At 59.6% G+C, this 19,996-nt stretch carries 15 protein-coding genes, 1 tRNA gene and 1 pseudogene; 5 read left to right on the top strand and 12 right to left on the bottom strand.

Annotated elements, in window-relative coordinates; translation table 11 throughout:
* Positions 1-102: 102 nt before the first annotated feature.
* The 6 genes from cueR to ACOOFN_RS08395 all read right to left on the bottom strand — a co-directional run bounded on the left by cueR (position 103) and on the right by ACOOFN_RS08395 (position 7,978).
* Positions 103-501, bottom strand: a complete 399-nt coding sequence (gene cueR / locus ACOOFN_RS08420) for a Cu(I)-responsive transcriptional regulator (RefSeq protein ID WP_420430696.1) — start codon at positions 499-501, stop codon at positions 103-105.
* Complete coding sequence (locus ACOOFN_RS08415) at positions 498-3,668, bottom strand: efflux RND transporter permease subunit (protein ID WP_420430694.1); 3,171 nt, start codon at positions 3,666-3,668, stop codon at positions 498-500. Before ACOOFN_RS08415 ends, cueR begins: the two co-directional genes overlap by 4 nt.
* Positions 3,665-5,260 (bottom strand): efflux RND transporter periplasmic adaptor subunit, encoded by a 1,596-nt coding sequence (locus ACOOFN_RS08410; protein ID WP_420430692.1) that lies wholly within the window; start codon positions 5,258-5,260, stop codon positions 3,665-3,667. The genes ACOOFN_RS08415 and ACOOFN_RS08410 overlap by 4 nt, the downstream gene beginning before the upstream one ends.
* A complete protein-coding gene (locus tag ACOOFN_RS08405) occupies positions 5,257-6,489 on the bottom strand; it encodes a TolC family protein (protein WP_420430690.1) in 1,233 nt (410 codons plus the stop codon). The genes ACOOFN_RS08410 and ACOOFN_RS08405 overlap by 4 nt, the downstream gene beginning before the upstream one ends.
* 779 nt (positions 6,490-7,268) lie before the next feature.
* The gene (locus tag ACOOFN_RS08400) at positions 7,269-7,610 is read right to left on the bottom strand and encodes a hypothetical protein (protein WP_420430688.1); all 342 of its coding nucleotides are present in this window, start codon (positions 7,608-7,610) and stop codon (positions 7,269-7,271) included.
* 182 nt (positions 7,611-7,792) lie between these two features.
* The gene (locus ACOOFN_RS08395; RefSeq protein ID WP_420430686.1) at positions 7,793-7,978 is read right to left on the bottom strand and encodes a hypothetical protein; all 186 of its coding nucleotides are present in this window, start codon (positions 7,976-7,978) and stop codon (positions 7,793-7,795) included.
* Here ACOOFN_RS08395 and ACOOFN_RS08390 point away from each other — a divergent pair.
* A pseudogene (locus tag ACOOFN_RS08390) lies at positions 7,977-8,347 on the top strand (tRNA-binding protein). The gene ACOOFN_RS08395 and the pseudogene ACOOFN_RS08390 overlap by 2 nt on opposite strands.
* Before the next feature lie 2 nt (positions 8,348-8,349).
* Here ACOOFN_RS08390 and ACOOFN_RS08385 read toward each other — a convergent pair.
* The 3 genes from ACOOFN_RS08385 to ACOOFN_RS08375 all read right to left on the bottom strand — a co-directional run bounded on the left by ACOOFN_RS08385 (position 8,350) and on the right by ACOOFN_RS08375 (position 14,645).
* Positions 8,350-9,951, bottom strand: a complete 1,602-nt coding sequence (locus ACOOFN_RS08385; protein WP_420430684.1) for a BCCT family transporter — start codon at positions 9,949-9,951, stop codon at positions 8,350-8,352.
* Between the two features lie 9 nt (positions 9,952-9,960).
* Positions 9,961-11,898: a tetratricopeptide repeat-containing sulfotransferase family protein gene (locus ACOOFN_RS08380; RefSeq protein WP_420435043.1), complete on the bottom strand. Its 1,938-nt coding sequence runs from the start codon at positions 11,896-11,898 to the stop codon at positions 9,961-9,963.
* 140 nt (positions 11,899-12,038) lie between these two features.
* Positions 12,039-14,645, bottom strand: a complete 2,607-nt coding sequence (locus ACOOFN_RS08375) for a TonB-dependent receptor (protein WP_420430682.1) — start codon at positions 14,643-14,645, stop codon at positions 12,039-12,041.
* A gap of 294 nt (positions 14,646-14,939) precedes the next feature.
* Here ACOOFN_RS08375 and ACOOFN_RS08370 point away from each other — a divergent pair, with 294 nt between their 5' ends.
* A complete protein-coding gene (locus ACOOFN_RS08370) occupies positions 14,940-15,413 on the top strand; it encodes a MarR family winged helix-turn-helix transcriptional regulator (protein ID WP_420430680.1) in 474 nt (157 codons plus the stop codon).
* A gap of 192 nt (positions 15,414-15,605) precedes the next feature.
* Here ACOOFN_RS08370 and ACOOFN_RS08365 read toward each other — a convergent pair whose 3' ends face one another.
* The gene (locus ACOOFN_RS08365; protein ID WP_420430678.1) at positions 15,606-16,304 is read right to left on the bottom strand and encodes an IS6 family transposase; all 699 of its coding nucleotides are present in this window, start codon (positions 16,302-16,304) and stop codon (positions 15,606-15,608) included.
* 131 nt (positions 16,305-16,435) lie between these two features.
* Positions 16,436-16,525: transfer RNA gene (locus ACOOFN_RS08360), tRNA-Ser, on the bottom strand.
* A gap of 238 nt (positions 16,526-16,763) precedes the next feature.
* Between ACOOFN_RS08360 and msrA the strand changes: the two genes are divergently transcribed.
* The 3 genes from msrA to ACOOFN_RS08345 all read left to right on the top strand — a co-directional run bounded on the left by msrA (position 16,764) and on the right by ACOOFN_RS08345 (position 18,755).
* Entirely contained in the window at positions 16,764-17,408 is a 645-nt protein-coding gene (msrA, locus tag ACOOFN_RS08355; RefSeq protein WP_420430676.1) for a peptide-methionine (S)-S-oxide reductase MsrA, read from the top strand.
* Between the two features lie 128 nt (positions 17,409-17,536).
* On the top strand, positions 17,537-18,100 hold the full coding sequence (locus ACOOFN_RS08350; protein ID WP_420430674.1) for a carboxymuconolactone decarboxylase family protein: 564 nt from the start codon (positions 17,537-17,539) through the stop codon (positions 18,098-18,100).
* Positions 18,093-18,755 (top strand): HAD-IB family phosphatase, encoded by a 663-nt coding sequence (locus tag ACOOFN_RS08345; protein WP_420430672.1) that lies wholly within the window; start codon positions 18,093-18,095, stop codon positions 18,753-18,755. The genes ACOOFN_RS08350 and ACOOFN_RS08345 overlap by 8 nt, the downstream gene beginning before the upstream one ends.
* Here the strand turns inward: ACOOFN_RS08345 and serA are convergent.
* Positions 18,752-19,960, bottom strand: a complete 1,209-nt coding sequence (serA, locus tag ACOOFN_RS08340; RefSeq protein ID WP_420430670.1) for a phosphoglycerate dehydrogenase — start codon at positions 19,958-19,960, stop codon at positions 18,752-18,754. The two genes, ACOOFN_RS08345 and serA, sit on opposite strands and share 4 nt — an antisense overlap.
* Between the last annotated feature and the right edge of the window lie 36 nt (positions 19,961-19,996).

Here is a 19,996-nt window from a genome sequence, read left to right as displayed (position 1 = left end):
CTCGCGTTGTCGCTTGCTGATCCGCGGACCCTGCACCTTCCAGCAACTGGAAGGTCAAGCCGTATTTCTCAATTCATGAATCGTGTCGGCACTGGAACCAGCTCACGCGTCCGCGCAGTCGCCTGACAAGCTGTCCATGATCGGACAATTTGGCCGGTTGTCGCCTTCACAAGCCTCCACGAGTCTGGAAAGAGTACGACGCACCTCCGCTAGTTCCCTCATCTTGCGGTCGACACCGGCAATGTGGCGGACGGCGAGTTGGCGGACATCGGCGCTGCTTCGTTCTGCATCGTCATACAGCGAGAGAAGTTGCCGACAGTCGTCCAGGGAAAACCCGAGTGACCGGGAACGCGCCAGAAAGGCCAGCTTGTGCAAGTCGGAATCGGCAAAACTCCGATAGCCATTGCGCCCTCTGGCCGGAGAGATGAGTCCGATCTCCTCATAATAACGAATGGTCTTGGCCGGGAGCCCCGTCGCCTTGGTGGCGGCTTTCATGTTCATTGCCCTGATCCTTCCCTCGACACATTGGTGAGACGAATAGTCTTGGCTCGCTTCAGCACGATGGTTTGCCAAATGAGGAAAGCTGCTGGAATGACGAGTAGAGTCAGAACGGTCGCGCTGGTCATCCCCCCCACCATCGGGGCTGCGATTCGGCGCATGACCTCGGAGCCGGTGCCCGACCCCAGCATGATCGGTAACAGACCCGCGATGATCACGGCCACTGTCATCATAATGGGGCGAACGCGTAGTAAGGCCCCTTCAACCACGGCCTCCCGCAAATCCTCACGGGTGAGCGCGCGATCTTCACGCGCGGCAATCTCATGGCGTTTCTTTAGGGCTTGTTCGAGATAGACGATCATGATTACGCCGATTTCGACAGCGACCCCTGCGAGCGCAATGAAGCCTACGCCAACCGCGACGGACATGTTGTAGCCGAGCAAGTCCAGCAGCCAGAGACCGCCGACCATTGCGAGCGGCAGCGTGCCCAGGATCAAAAGTACCGGCACAATCCGCTTGAAGTTGAGGAAGAGCAGGAGAACGATGATGGCCACCGTGACCGGCACGACCAGCGACAATCTCGCCTGCGCGCGTTGCATAAACTCGTATTGACCTGACCAATTGATCGAATAGCCCGGCGGCAAGTCAATTTGCTCGGCAACCGCGCGCTGGGCATCGGCGACATAAGTGCCGATATCCACGCCCGCGATATCAATATAGATCCAGCCATTCAATCGCGCATTCTCACTGCGAATCACGCCTGGTCCATCGGAAATGGAGATGTCCGCCACACGCCCCAGCGGGATTTCCGCCCCCGTCGGCGTGATGACCGGTATGGCGCGCAGCTCATCGGGTGACCCGCGATAATCGCGCGGATAGCGCAGATTGACCGGGTAGCGTTCCAGCCCCTCCACACTTTCGGTGATGGTCATGCCGCCAATCGCCGTGCGCACGAAATCATGCACATCGGCGATATTTAGCCCGAAGCGCGCCGCCTCTGTCCGATTCACATCGATATTGATGAAGCGGCCCCCGGTTACCCGTTCGGCATAGACCGATGCGGTGCCTGGCACATCACCGATCACGCCCTCAATCTGCTGGCCGATTTCTGCAATGACATCCAGATCAGGACCTGAAACCTTGATGCCCACGGGCGTCTTGATCCCGGTCGCCAGCATGTCGATACGGTTGCGGATCGGCATGATCCAGACATCGGTCAGGCTGGGTACATCAATTAGCGCATCCAGCTCTGCCCGGATGTCATCCATGGTAATGCCGGGTCGCCATTCGTCGCGGGGCCGCAACTGGATCGTTGTCTCTATCATGGTCAGCGGTGCGGGATCTGTCGCGGTCTCTGCGCGGCCTGCCTTGCCATAGGTGGTCAAGACTTCAGGCACGGTCATGATCAACTGGTTGGTCTGTTGCAGGATTTCAGCCGCTTCACTGGCCGATACGCCCGGGTAGGCGCTCGGCATGTAAAGCAGATCGCCCTCGTCGAGATCGGGCATGAACTCGCTGCCCATCCGCGAATAGGGAATGACCGCACTGGCAAGAGCAATCGCAGCGACAGCAATCATCAACCAGGGATGTTTGAGTACGCCATTGATGAAGGGCCGGTATCCGGCGATGAGACCGCGATTGATCGGGTTTTTGTGCTCCGGCGTGATCTTGCCGCGGACGAACCAGCCCATGAGAACCGGGACGAGCGTGATGGACAATCCCGCTGCCGCCGCCATCGCATAAGTCTTTGTAAAAGCCAATGGATGAAAGAGACGCCCTTCCTGAGCTTCCAACGCAAAAATTGGCACGAAACTGACTGTGATGATCAATAGCGAGAAGAAAAGCGCAGGCCCCACTTCGCTAGCGGCTTCGCCCACAATTCGCCATCGGTTCTCCGGCGTTAGCGGCTCACGCTCTATATGTTTGTGAAGGTTTTCAATCATCACAATGGCCGCATCAACCATGGCTCCGATAGCAATGGCGATTCCGCCGAGCGACATGATGTTCGCGTTGATGCCTTGCATGTTCATGACAATGAAGGCCGTCAGGATTCCGACTGGCAAGCTGAACAGAACGACCAATGACGAGCGAAAGTGAAAAAGGAAAATCGCGCAGACAATGATGACGATCAAAAACTCTTCTGTGAGCTTCTCTTTCAGGGAATCAATGGCTCGCTCGATTAATCCCGCCCGATTGTAGGTTACGACCACTTCGACGCCCTCTGGCAGGGAGGCCTGTAATTCGCGCAGACGGTCCTCGACGCGCTCGATCGTCGCCATGGCATTCTCGCCATAGCGCATGATCACGACACCGCCGACAGCTTCACCTTCGCCATTGAGCTCGCCGACACCACGCCTGAGTTCCGGGCCAATTTGTATTTCAGCGATATCAGACAACAAGACGGGCGTGCCATTGTCGCTGAGGCCGACAGGAATGGCACGCAAATCGTTTTCGCCCTGAATATAGCCCGATGCGCGGACCATATATTCGGCTTCCGCCATTTCGATGACGCGTCCGCCTGTTTCTTGATTGCCGCGCTGAATTGCCATCCGAACATGGGAAAGCGGAATGCCATAGGCGCGCAAACGGTCGGGATCAGCGATGACCTGATACTGACGCACCATGCCGCCGATCGTGGCGACCTCTGAAACGCCTTCAATGGTCTGCAACTCGTAGCGCAGGAACCAGTCCTGGATGCTGCGCAATTGCGAAAGGTCATGCTGCCCGGTTCGGTCGACTAAGGCGTACTGGTAAATCCAGCCCACACCCGTCGCGTCCGGCCCTAGCGCCGGTGCAGCGCCTTCGGGAAGAGTGGGCGCGACCTGACTGAGATATTCCAAAACCCGCGACCGGGCCCAATAGAGGTCAGTTCCGTCTTCAAAAATAACGTAGACATAGCTGTCATTGAAAAAGGAGTAACCGCGCACGGTCACGGCGCCGGGCACAGCCAGCATGGCCGTCGTCAAAGGGTAGGTAACCTGATCTTCGACAACCTGCGGCGTTTGGCCTGGATAGGTCGTCTTGATAATGACCTGAACATCCGAGAGGTCGGGGATCGCATCCAACGGTGTGCGTGATAGCGACCAAATCCCCCCCGCCGTCAGGAAGGCCGCCATGAGAATAACGATGAGTCGATTGCTGATCGACCAGCGGATGATGGCGGCAATCATTGGTGATCTCCATGTCCGGCATGGGGATCGGTTTCTGTTTCTGTTTCTGTTTCTGCCTCATCGGGTGGCATCTGGTGTAGGCTATGATCCATCGCGTCATCTTCAAGAGGGGCAATTGCGCTGATCCGCCAGTTGTTACCGTCCTGGCTCAGCGAGAAGGCGACGCGATCGCCGACCGCGATGCCGTCAAGCGACACGCCATCAAGCGCTAAAAAGGACATGCTCATCGTTGGCCAGTCGAGCGCCTCGATCGGCTCGTGCGTAATGTCGATCATGCCATGACCGGCCATGAGCGAGTCGACCATCCCAACACCTTCTATCGGAATGGCGCGCACTGAGGGGTCGGTCTGGTGTCCTGAACCGGATATCTCGCCGGGTGGTGACATGCGCAGCATCACGCCTTGCAAGCTGGCTTCGGAATCAATGAGAAACTGGCTGGAAACGACAACCAGCTCGCCGTCGGCAAGGCCCGAGAGGATTTCGACCATGCCATCGGATTCCGCGCCCGTAACGACTTGGGCGGGCTGAAACTGACCCTCGCCACCATGGATAATGACGCGCTCTGACTGGCCGGTGCGAATGACCGCTTCGCGCGGCACCATCAGGACATTGGAACGGGGCTGCGCTTCAATTACCGCGTTGACATAGGTATCAGGACGCAAGCTCAGATCAGCGTTGTCCAGACGTATTCTGACCGGGATCGTGCGGCTCTGGGCATCGACTGTGGGATAGATGTATTCGACCTCACCAATCCACTGGCGCCCGCGCTGGGCACCGGTTGTAATACGGACCGATTGACCGGGTTCAATCTGCGCAATCCGGTCTTCAAACACATCGACAATCACCCAGACTTCCGTGAGATCGGCAATGGTCATGATGTGATCTCCAGGGCGGACAAACGCTCCCTCCCTGACGGTCAGTTCGGTCACAATGCCGGCGCGGGGCGAATGGATGTTGGTCTGTGTCGACGGGCTGCCGCGACGGGCGAGCGCTTGTATCTGTCCTCGCGACATGCCCAGTGCCGTCAGGCGCGACGCTGACGCATCAATCAGCGCCTGTCGCCCGGTTCGGACCGCTTGAAGGTATTCGCTCTGGGCGGTTGCGATATCCGGCGCGTAGATCGAAAACAGGAGATCACCGGCCTCAACTTGATCACCAATGGCGGCAACAGGCAGGCTTTCAATCCAGCCTTCTGAACGGACATCGACAACCGATGTCAGGTCGTCGACAAGCCGGACATACCCAACTGCGTTCACGTTTTGTGAAAAGGTTTGTCGATGGACCCGAGCCGTACGCACGCCAATATTATTGATGACGGCGGGGTTGATTTCGACATAGCTGCCAGACCCTGCCTCGCCTTCATAGACCGGAATGAGCTCCATCCCCATGGGTGAAAGGCCAGGCTCGTCACGGCGAAAGTTCGGATCCATCGGCGCAACCCAATATAGAATGCGCGGCTCATTATTGGCGGCTGATCCGGTCGACGAACCGGTCTCCCCGCCTTCGGGGTGCAATATCAGCGTGGCGCCAATGCCGGTTAGCAAACCCAATAAAAACAGCGGGGCTCCAAATATCATCCAAGTTCGTTTCATTGGATATCTCCGGTAAGGTAGAGAATTCGCGACTGTGCCAACAACATGTCGACTTCAATGCGTAAAAGAGCGAGATCGGCGTCGAGATGCGCTAGTTCTGACCGAACCAGTTCGGCAAAATCCGCACTTTCATTCTGATAGGCGAGGAGAACAGATTCCGCAGTTTCCCGGGCCCGCGGAAGAACTGTCTCTTCATACAGGCGTGCGCTTTCTCCCAACCGGTTCAGCTGGGCTAATTCGCGCTCCAGGCGTTGCGCCATGTCCAAGAGGGTTGCGGCGCGTTCCAGTTCAGCGGCGCGGCGCAGATCACGTGCAGAGGCGACCGTTTCATCTTGCCGATCCCGGCTGAACAGGGGCATTTGAACACTTACGCCAATGCTGGCGATATCCGACCGGCTCCCGCGAAACCCGTATCCAGCTTCGACGCCCCAGGCCGGGCGATATTCCTGGAGCGCCAGATCAATGCCCAGCTCACGAGCGTCTATGCGCGCATTGTGAGACCGGATCATTGGATGACCGGCGAGACGCTCCAGTGCCGTTTCTCTCTCGGGAACCGGCGGGAGCAAGGGCAGAGCATCCGGTAGGGGCCTGCGCGCAACAGGCAAAGTGACAAAGCGCGATAGATCGGCCACGGCCATATCTCGGCTGCGTTCAATATCAATCAAGCGCGCTTCAAGAATGCTCTGTTCGAGATCGACCCGCGTTACATCATGGCTGTTATTGCGGCCAGCCGAATAGGCCGACAACGCCACCTCTGCGAGGTCTTGGACTACGGCGAGGCGCTCACGCGTCAGGTCAGCGGATTGATCCAGATAGAAGATTTCAAGCCACGCCTCCCGGACGGACAGGGTGATCTGCCTGTCGGTCATGGCGCGGCTGGCCTGCATGGCTCTGGCCTCTGCCGAACGCTGCGCACGTGTCAGCCGTCTTGTGTCACCACGTGGAAACATCTGGCGGACGCCAACGCGCGCCTGTGTCATGGGTTCGCGGTTCGGATCAAGATCGGAGAGCGGCACATTGGCGATACCGGCAGAGAATACCGGATCCGGCAGGGTGTCGGCGGCAGCCCCCTGGCGTTCAAGTGCATCGGCGCGTGCATCGAATACAGATGATGATGGCTCGTTCGCTTCCTGAGCGATCAGCACCGCCTCAGGTAAGCTGAGCGGTCGCGGTTCGTCATCGGCGACGGCCGCGACAGAGGCTGCGAGAGCCAGAATTTGCACAAGCATGATTTTCTCCAGGCGTTGTTAGGGATGAATGCCCTCGGAGGGCAATTCATCAAACGCGTGGAGGTTTTCGCGGTGTGCTTGGTTCTGCGGAATACAGAGAACGGTTGCTGGCCAGTTCGTCACTTGCGAGAGTACGTAAGGGCAGTCCCTGCGCAGCAGGGACAAGGATGGTCAAGACAGACGTGCTCGCACCTGTGGCGCAATCGGGCATTTCGCAATCTGTACAACAGGGATGTTGTTCTTGCCTCGATGCCAGGTTCGACTGCGACCAAGTCATTTGCAAGGCCTCAGTATGATCGCATTCCATCGGCATTTCAACCAATGATGCATCGCGCGAATCTAAACCTGCCGATGCCTCGTTGCCGACAACTGGAAGGGCCATAAAGGCAATCACTACCCACGTCAGGAAACGCGTAAGTAAGCTGATCGCCAGATTTGAAGTCAGCCTTGCCATTTGGATGAATTCAGCCCAATCGTTCTCGAACCGTAAACATGAGTACGTAATACGGGCAAGAGTTAAAAACCCCTCATGTAGCCAGCAAATCCATGACAGTTCACGCGAAAGGCGGGTCTTTAGGTTTCTGCTGATTATCGCGCATTGATTGGGAATCCGGTGCTGGGCAGCTACTGTTTGAGACCGGCTCGATGAGTGCAGTGGCGGAGCTGTCAGGCCAAAACGGATCGGTCTCGAAAGTCCGGAAATTTCAAGCCATCTGAAATCATTCGAAACCCGTAGCCAGGAGCCAATGCAACGACGCACCCGCGCAAATCGCTACACATTATTGATGAACCCCGTCGACGGAAGCGTCCATCACGGCATCGTCACTATCGCCAGCAGACCCCGGCGCATTGCCATGCAACGGGCTGTCGCCAAGTAGATTTCCGAAGCCGCTGTCGCCGAAGAACTCATCGAGAAGGGAATCCCGCCCGAATAGGGATTCCAGCGGCGACGCGCTGCGGCCTGACCTGCGCACCATTTCGCGATAGTGCTGATCACAAAGCTCCATATTCTGAGGTCTGCCGTTTACCGAGGCGCGCACGCGAGTCGTTGCCGGGCGTCCGCAGAAATCGCATTTTCCATCCGCCATTTTTTTCCTCTGATTCGATTGAAACGTACTCATAAGGCGTCGGCCCGGAGCTGAAACTATCAACCACAATATACTCCGGTTTTTTACTTTCGCAGCAACCTCAGTCAGATCAACTGCATCAAACGTCTAATGTTTCAGGAAGTTTTTGGCCGATCACTGAAGTATTTACTGTCAGACTAAAGCGAAGTGGTCTCGCCTAACCGGAAGCACCGTACTCAATCTCGAAGGCGCGCATGGTGGGTGATACCGGCGCTGTTGTCCCGGCCTTTCAGAGAAACCGGATTCAACGCCGAGCCGGCCAGCTTGCCGGGCAGAACCGCCGACGAATGAAAACCGCCGGGATTTTTGTCAGGCCCGGCAAATCCGGCATACTTTACCGGTTCGTCGTGATGGATAGACATGCATCTTCGCCATAGCCCCGCCGCGCGCCCTACAGCGGTCACCGATTTCGCCACCTTCCCGAAAGTTGATGTCCGGGTCGTGAGATTGTCCGCGCCGAGACCTTCCCCGAAGCCCGCAAACCGGCCTACCGCCTGTGGATCGATTTCGGTCCCGCCATCGGCGAGAAAAAGAGCGCGGCGCAGATCACCGTGCATTACGCGACCGACGACCTCGTGGGGCGCCGGGTGATGGCCGTTGTCAACTTCCCGCCTCGCCAGATCGGCCCGGTCCGGTCCGAAGTCCTGGTCCTTGGATTTGCGGATGATAACGGTGCCATCCGGCTGGCCGCGCCTGATGGCGACGTGCCACTGGGCGCAAGGATGGCTTGAACCTATTCGGCGGGCACGCCGCTGCGTTCACTTCGCTCCAGCGCTCTGAGCGCCTTCGAGTCCGAAGACAGGCCCTTCCACAGGCTGAAGCAACAGACGATCAGCACCAGCGTGAACGGCAATCCCGCGGCCACCGTGCCGGCTTGCAGCGCCTGCAGCGCCTGGGCGCCGCCGCCATAGAGCAGCACGGACGCCACCAGCCCCTCGATGGTCGCCCAGAAGATGCGCTGGGGAACCGGCGCGTGAAGCTTGCCGCCGGCGGTGATGCTGTCGACGACAAGAGAGCCGGAATCCGAAGAGGTCACGAAGAACACCAGCACCAGGATGATCGCCACGAAGGACATGATCGTGGCCAGTGGCAAATTCGCCAACATCTGGAACAGAACCAGGGACACGTCTTCGACGCCATTGGCCAGTTCACCGATGCCGTTCTCGTTCTGCAAGAGGGCCAGTTCACCGAAAGTGGTGAACCAGACCACGGTGATGATCAGCGGCACGAAGATCACCGCGCCGAGAAATTCGCGCACCGTGCGGCCCTTGGAGACCCGCGCGATGAACATGCCTACAAACGGCGACCAGGAGATCCACCACGCCCAGTAGAAGACCGTCCAGCCATGGAACCAGTCCGTGTCCTCGCGCCCGACCCAGTTCGACAGCGGCAGGAAATCCCGGGCGTAATTTATCGTGTTCTCGAGGAAGCCGGTGGCGATCAGCAAGGTCGGTCCGGCGGCGAAGACGAACAGCAGGAACAGGCCGGCCAGCACCATGTTGATGTTTGAAAGGACTTTCACCCCGCCATCGAGCCCGCGCACGACCGAGAAAATCGCGATCGCCGTGATGAAGGCGATGATGCCGATCTGCAGCAGCACATTGGCCTCGATACCGAACAGGTAATCGAGACCGCTGGCGACCTGCTGCGCGCCAAGCCCGAGCGATGTGGCCAGTCCGAACAAGGTGGCGATCACCGCGAGAATGTCGATGACATGCCCTGGCCAGCCCCAGATCCGGTCCCCCAGCAGCGGGTAGAAGGCGGAGCGGATGGTCAGCGGCAACCCCTTGGAATACGTGAAGTAGGCGAGTGCCAACCCGATCACGGCGTAGATCGACCAGGCATTGATGCCCCAGTGGAACATGGTCGCGCTCAGCGCCAGGCGCCGCGCCTCGGCGCTGCCGGCCTCGGCATTCAGCGGCGTGCCGAACCAGTTCGTGAAATAGGCGAGCGGCTCGGCGGCGCCCCAGAACATCAGCCCGATGCCGATACCGGCCGAAAACAGCATGGCCAGCCATGACATGGTCGAGAATTCCGGTCTGGCTTCGCGTCCGCCGATCCGCAATCGCCCGAGCGGCGAGACCATCACGAACAGGCAGAACAGGAAGACGAAATTGACGGAGACGACGAACAGCCAGTCGAAGGTCTCGATCACCCAGCTGCGTGCAGCCTGTAACGCGATGCTGGCGCTGTCGGGAAAGATCAGCGTTAGCGCGATGAAGCTGATGACAGCGAGCGCGGCAACGAAGAAGACCGGATTGTGCACGTCGAGACCGAGGATCTCGACATTGTTTTCTCCGGTCTTGTGCGTCGTCTTGTAAAACCTTCGAGGCATGGCCTCTCCCTAAGTATTGACCAGATCGGGCCCCAGAGCCGCTTTCAGCGGATCGAGCCAGGGTTCGAAATGCCGCCATTGCTCGACGCCATCCTTGTAGATCGGCTGGCGCACCTGCTCGGAGGAGGCCGTGCGCACCGCCCGCTTGGTCTTGTGAAAATCGATGCAGGCCTGCTCGAACGGCAGTCCGCAAAAATCGAGAATGCGCCGAACCTGGGTTTCCAGGTCCTCGACGACTTCTTCGTGATGCACACGCAGGATCTGCCCCGGGAGAACACCATCCCAGTGATCCATCAGATCGACATAGCCCTTGTAGTAACGGCCGATCTCGTCGAGCCCGTAGGTAAATTCCTGGCCTTCGGCGAAGAGCTGCTTGAAACCGGAAAAACAGCACGCCATCGCACCGCGCCTGGCATCGATGATTTTCGCGTTTGGCAGGATCAGCTTGATCAGGCCGATATGGCGGAAATTGTTCGGCATCTTGTCGGTGAAGAAAGGCGCGCCCTGGCGGTGGATGCGGGTATTCTCGATGTAATCCTCGCCGAGTGACCGCAGCTGGCCGGCATCCAGTTCATGCAGGATTTGCGGATAGCGGGACTTGTCACTGACCCGCTTGCGCCCGCGCAAACGGTGCGACAGGGCGAGGATGTTGGGCAGTTCGAGCGTGCCGTCGACCTGGCTGTGCGAGGCGAGGATCTGTTCGATAAGGGTCGAGCCGGCGCGCGGCAGGCCGACGATGAAGATCGGGTCCGGCGCCGGACATCCCTTGCCCAATTGGGCCGTGAACAGGTCGGCCGTGCAGATGCCGGCCTGCGCCGCCAGCTCATCTTCCATCTGTTCGGACGTATACCGGGTCTGGACTCGTTTCAGATCATTGCCGCGTTCATAGTAACGGAATGCGTTTTCGTATTCGCCACGGTCCTCATACGCCTTGCCGAGCGCAAAGCAGAGATAGATCCGGTCCTGGAAGGCGAGATCGCTGCCGGCCTCCTGCGTTCGCATCGCCGCGAGTTCGTCGTCAGAGAAACTGTAGGTCTTGAGGTTCGCCAGTGCATACCAGGCGTCGCCATGATCAGCCCGCGCCGCTGTTGCAGCCTTGTAAGAGGCGACCGCCTTCTCCTGTTCGCCAAGCGTCTTCAGCGCATGACCGCGCGAGGTCAGCGTGGCCGCATCGCTCGGCAGTTTTTCAAGGATCGACTCGAACAATTCAAGGGCGCGGTCATATGCGCCGGTCTGCATCGACTCGATGGCCAAATGCGATTGGAAGAGCGGGTTCGCCGGGTCGCGGTCATAAAGGGTTCTGGCCTGTTCGAGGGCTGCCGCGAATTTCTGTCGCTTTCGTAGCACCTGAATGAAGTCGAGCCTTAGCTGGATATTTTCCGGATCCAGCTCGACAGCCGTTGCCAGCAGAAAATCAGCGTCTTCAAGCACGCCGAACCGGTTGCCGATCTCGGCGAGCAACCGCATGCCTTCAGTATCGCGGGGATTCTTCTGCATGTAGGCGCGGCACAATTGCTCGGCCTTCATCAGCTTGCCCTCGGAGAGGAGGTGGGTAACCGCCACCAGATCCTTGGGCAGCGCTTCGAGCCGCTTGGCCTGCGCCATAGCCTGTTCGGCTTCGGCAGAACGGCCCAGCGAGGACAGGATCGCCGCCTGCGCTTTCCAGCTGGCAATCAGGGCCGGATTGAACTGGCAGGCGCGCCGATAGGCCTGCAGCGCGCGTTCCAGGGCGCCGGCCTCGCGGTGAAGATGGCCTTCTTCTTGGTAGGCACGGCCAAACTCCGGTGCGAGTGTCTTCAGCTGCTGCAGGTCGGCGAGCGCGGCGTCCGCGTCTTTCAGATAGCGCTGGCAGACCGCCCGCATGTAAAGCGCTTCGATCGAATCCGGTTCTTCAGAAATCGCCGCGTCGATCAGCGCCAGCGCCCCGGCGAAGTCCCCGGCATACATAAGCGGTTGGACGCGCTGCGTCAGTTCGGCCTGGCTGTCATTGCTGTCGGGCAATACCGTGTCCTCGAATACAAAGTGAGCGCCCCGCAGCCCGCGGAGCGCTCACCTTAGAGCTCATGCGAAGGGAGCCAAGGGCAGGATCAGTAGCTGACTCTTACCCGGAAGCCCCATGTCCGCGGACGCGCCACCGTCACCCGTTCGCGGTCATACACATAATTGTTGCTCAGTTCGGCCCGCTCATCGGTCAGATTGTCGACGAAGGCCTCGACCATCCAGTTGTCGCGGCTTACGCCGGCGGAGAAATGCGCCATCGTGTAGCCTTCGAGCTCGACCTTGTTGATCTCGATAACATCGCTGATCGAGTCGCCCGACATGATGATCTGCGGCTGGACATGAGCCAGCATGCCGTTTTCCAGATCCCACTCGTAGCGGGCCCGGAGATTGCCCTGGAAGTTCGGCGCGAAGGCCAGCTCGGAACCCACCAGCACATCATTGGTCGGCGTCAGGACTTCCGTGATCTCCGTGTCGAGGATCGAGAAAGCACCCTGAACGGTAAGGCCCGGAATGTCGGCCGGAGCCCAGGTCACCTCGCCTTCAATGCCGCGGATTTCGGCATTGGCGGCATTATCCGAGAAGAACAGATTGGTGATCGACGGGTCGAAGATCGTGGTCTGCAGGCGTTCGACGTCGACAAAGAAGGCATTGCCGTTGAAGCGCAACTGGTTGTCGAGCAAGTCCAGCTTCCAGCCGAATTCGTAATTGGTCACTTCGTCGGTATCGAGCGCGAACGGAACGGTGAAACCGTTCGGTCCGGCCGCGCCGCCGGGACGGTTCAGCAGACCCGGACGGAAGCCTTCCGAATAGGTCGCATAGAGCAGCACGCCTTCACGTGGCGTCCATTCGCCTGTCGCCTTGAAGATGAAGCCGTCGGTACGGGCCGCATCCGGCGCTGCCAGCGCGGCGGCCACCGACGCCGGAATGCCCGGCGTGTTCGGATCGGAATAGGTGATGTGGTTTGCCGTGTTGCACGACCCGTGGAACGTCACCTGTCCGTCGCCATTGTAGAGGTCGGAAATGTCCGTACCGAAGGCGTTGGCGTCGGGCTGGAACCCGTTGCAGAAGGAGGAGTTGGCGCTGCCTTCGAGATCGACCTCGATGTCGTAATAGCGCGTGCCCAGCGTGATCGCGAACTCGTCCGTGACGTCGAACGTGGCTTCACCGAACAAGCCGAGTTGCTGGTCGGTGCGCAGCACGTCATTGCGGAAAATGACACCCGGCGCGAACGGTCCGGGATCGGAGACATAACCCGTCATGAACGGATAGTTCGGCGAAAATCCGGTTTGCCCGAACAAGACGGCGTTGACCGAGCCGGGATAGGTGAAGTCGTTGCGTTCCGCCAGCTCCAGGTCCGAGAAGAACGCGCCGAAGGTCGCGCGGATACGACGGTCTTCCGGCGTGTTGAAGCGCAATTCGTGGGTAATCACTTGGGTGTTGGTCGACGAGTCAACGAACAGGTTCGGGGCTTGGCAAGTGCCGGACGGGTTGTTGCCGGCGCCCGGATAGGAAACTGAACCGTCGCAGATGTAATAGGGCAAATATTGGCCGACAAAGAGATAGTCGGAATAGTCGACCCGCTGGTCGGTATCGCGGTCGGTGTAGGCCCCGGTGTAGAGGACCTCGAGCATGCCCAAGCGACCTTCGAGCGTCCACGCCGTATTGTGGAACGCGTCTTCCAGCTCGTCATCTTCATAGCGCTGGATCTCCAGGTCTCCGAGTGTCGGATCCATGAAGAACACGCCCTCGCTGTCGAGATTCTGCTGGGCGTGTGAGACCCTCAGGCTCCAGTCCGGCGTGATGTCCCACAAGCCGCTGACGCGGAAGCCCTGATAGCTGGTGTCGTTGAAATCGTCTTCGATCTGGCCAGAATTATTGGCGTCGATGAAGGTCACGCCGCTCAGGTCGGAACCGGCTTGGAACCCGGCCCGGTTGGCATTCACCGGCACGCCGTTGGAGCGAACCGTGCCTTGCGCGCGAAAGCGGGCGCTTTCCCGGACGCTTCGCGTACCCGAGACATTGTCGATATAGCCGCCCTGATTGTCGACATAGACCACACCGCGCAGCGCGAACGTGTCACCGAAGGGCATGTTCACCACGGCTTCGACATTATTGTTCATTTCGCCGCCTTCGGTGAAGGACGTGCCGAAGCTGGCTGACGCCTCGAACTCACCGATCACCGGCTCATTGGTGATCATCCGCACCGTACCTGCCTGCGAGCTCGCGCCATACAGCGTTCCCTGCGGTCCGGGCAGGACCTCCACGCGGTTGATGTCGGCGGCATAGACGTCGAGATTGCGGCCCGGTTGCGCCAGCGGTTGCTCGTCAAGATAGAAGGCCACATTCGGCGCCAGGCCGGCCACGCCGGCGGTCGTCAGGTTCGGCGTCGTCGAGGCGAGACCGCGGATATAGATCGTGTTCTGTCCCGGACCGGAGCCGCCGGCCGTGACGCCTGGCAGCTGTTGCAGATAGTCGGTGAAAACTTCCACACGGAGTTCGTCCAGCGTCCGTTCGCCGAGAGCATTGACCGCGACCGGAATGGTTTGCGTCGTCGCCTCGCGGCGTGTTGCCGTAACCGTAACCGTATCAATCTGGGCTTCCGCAATCGCCGTCGTTGCGGAGGCGACGGCCACAGTCGATAGAAATGTCGATGTCAGCGCGTGCTTTTTCAGCATGACAAGTGTGTCCCTCATTTTTGATTAGATGTCGAAGGGTTTAGGTCATGCCCAACCTGATGGCCAGTTATGAACTTCAATAAATCCGGAGGCTTGGTCTCAACCGCCAGCATGCCGCGTTGAGGGCCTGTTAATCCCAATAAATAATAGCGACTTGCAGCGAATGTTGCATAATCAACACGGCTTGAAGCCGATGCATTTTGTCGTGCTCCGCCCGTCGGAAACATCGGAAATTTAGTTCGATCTCGAATTGATTTTGCCGATTGTCCGGACCGCGAACCTGCCATAGGAAATAGGCTGAAGGATGATCTCTTGGACCTGCACGACGAAATACTGATCGCTCTGCGCCGCATAACCCGGGCCATCGACCTGCACTCCCGGAAGGTATTGAAGTCATCCGGCCTGACCGGTCCACAGCTCGTCGTGCTGCACGCCTTGAAGGTCAACGGGGATCTCTACCCGTCGAGTATCGCGCGCATCGCTTCGCTCAGTCAGGCGACGATCTCGACCATACTGGATCGGCTTCAAGCCCAAAACCTCGTGACGCGTGAGCGTTGTAAGGAAGACCGCCGCCAGATTCTTGTCAGCCTGACCGCTGAGGCGCATGAGCGGCTGAAGACCGCGCCGGAGCTCCTTCAGGCCGGCTTTCTGCGCGGGTTCGCCAGGCTGGAGAGCTGGGAGCAGCTCCAATTGCTGTCCTCGCTCCAGCGTTTGGCCGAGCTCATGGATGCCGACGATCTCGACGCAGCGCCGATACTCGAGGTCGGCGATATCGAAGAGCGCTGACGCGATAACGGCCGGGTTGATATCAGGTGCTCGGCGTGACGCCGTACAAGTCCGGCAGCCCCCGAGCGCCCGGCATCTTCGATTGGCAAGCTAATAAACGGACGTTTGATCTGAAAATGCCGACCGGAACAAATGGCGGGGTGGTGTCAGACGAAAGCGAACTGGTCTCAGATTGGCAAGGTTGAGTTGATTTCACGCGGCAAGTTGCCGCCATTCTTCCAGCGCGGCGGTACGGCTCTCCTTGAACCGGTCGCGTTGATTGAGATGGTGCTCGCGATTGAAATGGTTGTGGACGGAGGAATAGACCGCGGCGAATTTCTGAAGGCTTCGCATACGTCGGAAACGTAGCATCGCACGTTCTCTTCTGCGGAACGGTAAGTGGCTATTCTCGGCCCGATTGTTGAGCCACCTCCCAACGTCTTGTTTGTCCTCATTGCCGATGACTTTCATCGCGGCTCGATACGACCGCAAACGATCGGTGACGATGATTTCTGGGTTGCCATATCGCTTCATGGCCTTGCGCAGAAGCTTCAATTCTGCATGACGATCCCGGCGCTTGGTAACAAACGCTTCCAGCACCTCACCTTCGTGGTCGACAGCACGCCAGAGATAGTGAGTGACGCCGTTTATCTTCACGAAAACTTCGTCCAGATGCCACTGCCACTGAGTCCAGGCGCTGAGCCGATCGCCGCAGCGCTTCCTAATCTCGGCCGCGAACATTGGACCGAACCGGTTCCACCAAAACCGGACCGTCTCATAGCAAATATCAATGCCACGCTCGTGGAACAGGTCTTCGACATTGCGAAGCGACAGCGGAAAGCGAACGTACATCATGACCGCCAGGCGGATTACTTCAGGCGACGTTTTGAAATATCGGAAGGGATTTCTCATTCAAAGAAGCTACGAAAACTCGACTCCTTGCTCAACCGGGTTTTTATCTGACAAGACCCTGCCAACACCCTTTGAAACAAAAAGAAAAAAGACCCCAATCGGGGCCCTTGGACGGATTCAGTATCTGAATGTGGCGGAGAGAGAGGGATTCGAACCCTCGAGACGGTTACCCGCCTACACGCGTTCCAGGCGTGCGCCTTCGACCACTCGGCCACCTCTCCGCACTGGAAGCCGCGCAAAATAGCCAAGCCACCCTTCCGGTCAAGCACAGCGCACGGTTGGAAGCGGCGATAGATACGGGATTCGCAAGGGCGTGTGCTTCGCAGCCTCCTGGACAGTGCAAAAGGCGCGATTGGCAATGGCCATCACGTGTCCCCCCGCTTATCGTGATGTCGCGCTGGCTGGCAAAGCGGGCCCGCCTCCCTATTTGAAAGGGAGCAACAGGAAAAGAGGCGCGTCATGGCCTGGTTTGACAAACGCTGGAAGACAGACACCATCCCTGCCGATCAGGCCCTGCCGGGCCGCGAGACAGCCATTCTCGCGCCGCGCCCGCATTTCGTCACCGGCGCCTCGCTCACCGAGGTCAAGCCGGGCGAAGAGGTGATCTTCTTTGCGATGGGCTGTTTCTGGGGCGCTGAGCGTATTTTCTGGGAAACTGAGGGTGTCATCTCGACAGCGGTCGGCTATGCCGGCGGCTACACCCCCAATGCCACCTATCAGGAAGTCTGCACCGGCGCGACCGGACACACGGAGACCGTCCGCGTGGTCTACGATCCTGTAAAAGTCGATCTTGAAGCCCTGCTCATACAGTTCTGGGAGAGCCATGACCCGACCCAGGGCATGCGCCAGGGCAATGATTTCGGCACGCAATACCGCTCGGCCATCTACTGGACGACAGACGCACAGCGGAGCGTCGTGCTGGACAGCGCGAAAATGTATGCCGATGCGCTCGACGAGGCCGGGCGCGGCGCAGTGACCACCGAACTCGCGGAGGCCGGCCCGTTCTATTATGCCGAGGACGAACATCAGCAATACCTGGCCAAGAACCCCGATGGTTATTGCGGCATTGGCGGCACCGGCGTCGTTTGCCCGCTCAGCCCCTGACAGATTGGACGCTGGCGACGCTGAACGCGGAACCGCCCCGCCTGGCCGGAAATTGAACGCCGGACACACGCCACCGAGTTGACAGCGCATCCAAGCCGGGGCGGATTAGCAAGAAACCGGAGCCTGCCATGCCGCGATATCCGAGCCTGAAAGACGGCGATTACCTGGAAGCCCTGTTCAAGCGCTTTCCCCGCGGTGTGAAACCGCTGCTCGAACTCCACGACGCGCTGATGCGCGAACCCTCCGAACTCGACGTCGCCACCCGCGAGTTGATCGCGGCCTATGCCTCAGGGCTCAACGCCTGCCGATTCTGCTTCGGCGCCCACAAGGCGATGGCCCAGGCCTTCGGCGTCAACAGCGAGCTGATTGAACAACTGGTCGTCTCCGGCCCGCGCTATTCCGATATCGAGCCCAGAATGGTGCCGCTGCTCGATTTTGTGCGCCAGGTCACAATAGCTCCGGGTGACACCAGCGACGCCCAGGCGCAGGCAGTCTATGACGCCGGCTGGAGCGAGGACGCCCTCTATGACGCTGTCGCCGTGGCGGCCCTCTACGCTTATATGAACCGGGTACTCGACGGCGCCGGCATCGAGCCCAAGCCCATGTTTGATGCGCCGTCCGAAGACGAGCTGAAGGCCCGGCGGGAAGGCGATTATACCGGCTGGGGCCGGAAGGCCGGCCTCATTGATTAGTGCCCAACGCCTTGTCTGTTTCGATGTCGATTCCACGCTTCTTGCTGTCGAGAGCCTGGATTTCGCCCTGGTCCGGAAGCTCGGACCGTCAGTCAGGGAACGGATCGACCGCCTGACATCGGGCGGCATGAATGGAACGCTGTCTTTCCGCCAATCGCTGATCGCGCGGCTTGATCTGGCCACGCTGAAGCGCGGAGACATCGCCGCAGCGGCCATCGAGCTCCGAGAGCAGATCACGCCCGGCATGCCGGAATTGCTGACCGCCCTGCGACAGCGCGGCGACCGGGTTTGCGCCATTTCCGGCGGATTTGCGGATCTCTTGCGCCTCGCCCTGCGCGATCTCGGCTTCGAGGCCACCGACATCTTCGCCAACACTTTCCTGTGGGAAGGCGAGACCGTTGCCGGCATCGATGTCTCCAATCCCTTGTCGGATAATGGTGGCAAGCCGGACATCCTGTCGCGGATCGGTCGACAAGGCGACCATGCCGCGATCTGGATGGTCGGAGATGGGGTCACCGACCTGGAAACCCTGACCGCCGGCGCCGCCGATCACTTCATCGGGTTCGGCGCCATCGCCCGCCGTGAAGCCGTGGCCGAGCGAGCGCCGGACTATGCCGAGACCGTCGAAGCGCTCGCCCGCTCCCTGCTTGGCTAGGCGGAAATCGTACGGATGCGAATCGTGCCCGGCGCATTTCGCAATGTGTCGAGCAGGTCAGCTGGCACGTCGCCTTCCACATCGGTCGACACATAACCCAACTCGCCCGCCGTATTGAGATATTGCGCGGCAATGTTGAGCCCGGCCCCCGAGACCAGCTTGGTCAGCTCGGAGAGATAGCCTGGCGCATTTCCGTGCAGGGCGAGAATGCGCGTTCGCCCGGCGATCATGTCGCCGGCTTCCAGTTCGGGGAAATTCACCGATTTGGCCGATCCGCCACTGCCGGCATAACGCATCAGCTTCAGCCCGGCATCGGTACCGATGGCAGCCTGAGCTTCTTCCGTCGACCCGCCGATATGCGGCGTGAGAAGCGCCGTTTCGCAGGCCCGTAGCGGGCTGACGAATTCCTCGTTTTTCGACGCCGGTTCTGTCGGATAGACATCTATCGCCGCCCCGGCCAGATGACCCGATTGCAGGGCCTCGGCCAACGCCTCTACATCAACAAGGTCGCCGCGCGCATGATTGATCAGGAAACTGCGCGGCTTCATCTTCGCGATCGCTGCCGCATCCATCATCATCCGCGTTTGCGGCGTCGACGGCACGTGCAGGGTGACAATGTCGGACTGGGCCAGCAGCTCGTCGAGCGAGCCGACGGGGCGGGCATTGCCATGCGCCAGCTTCGGCTCGGTATCGTAGAAATAGACATGCATGCCGTGCCCGGACGCCAGCACTGACAATTGCGAGCCGATATTGCCATAGCCGACAATGCCGAGCTTCTTGGCCCGCACCTCGTGTGCGCCGGTGGCCGACTTCATCCATTGGCCGCGCCGGATCGCCGCCAGCTTCTCGGGAATACCCCGCATCAGCATCACTGCCGAAGCGAGCGTCAGTTCGGCGACCGACCGTGTATTGGCGAACGGCGCGTTGAAAACAGCGACGCCGCGCCGCGCCGCAGCATCGAGGTCGACCTGGTTGGTACCGATGCAGAAACAGCCGATGGCGAGAAGATCGGGCGCTGCAGCCAGGACCTCGTCCGTGATCCGGGTCCGCGACCGGATACCGAGCAGCTGAACACCGTCCAGTGCGGCCTTCAGATCATCGGCATCCAGCGCCGATGTCCGGCGCTCGATCTCGATGCCCGGGACGCGCTCAAGCACCGCGTCGGCGTCGGGGTGAATGTTCTCGAGCAGGAGTGCTTTCATCATTCCGGTCCAGCCTTGCTGCAGAGCAGCAAAACAGGA

The sequence above is a fragment of the Hyphobacterium sp. genome (assembly GCF_965217055.1).
In the GTDB taxonomy this organism is placed as follows: domain Bacteria; phylum Pseudomonadota; class Alphaproteobacteria; order Caulobacterales; family Maricaulaceae; genus Hyphobacterium.
Note: the sequence above shows the minus strand (reverse complement) of the source record. Positions and strands in the feature narration are given on the sequence as shown.

What these genes read in the sequence shown, in the direction of transcription:
- cueR (WP_420430696.1), bottom strand. Translation starts at nt 501, where the DNA reads ATGAACATGAAAGCCGCCACCAAGGCGACGGGGCTCCCGGCCAAGACC.
- ACOOFN_RS08415 (WP_420430694.1), bottom strand. Translation starts at nt 3,668, where the DNA reads ATGATTGCCGCCATCATCCGCTGGTCGATCAGCAATCGACTCATCGTT.
- ACOOFN_RS08410 (WP_420430692.1), bottom strand. Translation starts at nt 5,260, where the DNA reads ATGAAACGAACTTGGATGATATTTGGAGCCCCGCTGTTTTTATTGGGT.
- ACOOFN_RS08405 (WP_420430690.1), bottom strand. Translation starts at nt 6,489, where the DNA reads ATGCTTGTGCAAATTCTGGCTCTCGCAGCCTCTGTCGCGGCCGTCGCC.
- ACOOFN_RS08400 (WP_420430688.1), bottom strand. Translation starts at nt 7,610, where the DNA reads ATGAGTACGTTTCAATCGAATCAGAGGAAAAAAATGGCGGATGGAAAA.
- ACOOFN_RS08395 (WP_420430686.1), bottom strand. Translation starts at nt 7,978, where the DNA reads ATGTCTATCCATCACGACGAACCGGTAAAGTATGCCGGATTTGCCGGG.
- ACOOFN_RS08385 (WP_420430684.1), bottom strand. Translation starts at nt 9,951, where the DNA reads ATGCCTCGAAGGTTTTACAAGACGACGCACAAGACCGGAGAAAACAAT.
- ACOOFN_RS08380 (WP_420435043.1), bottom strand. Translation starts at nt 11,898, where the DNA reads ATGTATGCCGGGGACTTCGCCGGGGCGCTGGCGCTGATCGACGCGGCG.
- ACOOFN_RS08375 (WP_420430682.1), bottom strand. Translation starts at nt 14,645, where the DNA reads ATGAGGGACACACTTGTCATGCTGAAAAAGCACGCGCTGACATCGACA.
- ACOOFN_RS08365 (WP_420430678.1), bottom strand. Translation starts at nt 16,304, where the DNA reads ATGAGAAATCCCTTCCGATATTTCAAAACGTCGCCTGAAGTAATCCGC.
- msrA (WP_420430676.1), top strand. Translation starts at nt 16,764, where the DNA reads ATGGCCTGGTTTGACAAACGCTGGAAGACAGACACCATCCCTGCCGAT.
- ACOOFN_RS08350 (WP_420430674.1), top strand. Translation starts at nt 17,537, where the DNA reads ATGCCGCGATATCCGAGCCTGAAAGACGGCGATTACCTGGAAGCCCTG.
- serA (WP_420430670.1), bottom strand. Translation starts at nt 19,960, where the DNA reads ATGATGAAAGCACTCCTGCTCGAGAACATTCACCCCGACGCCGACGCG.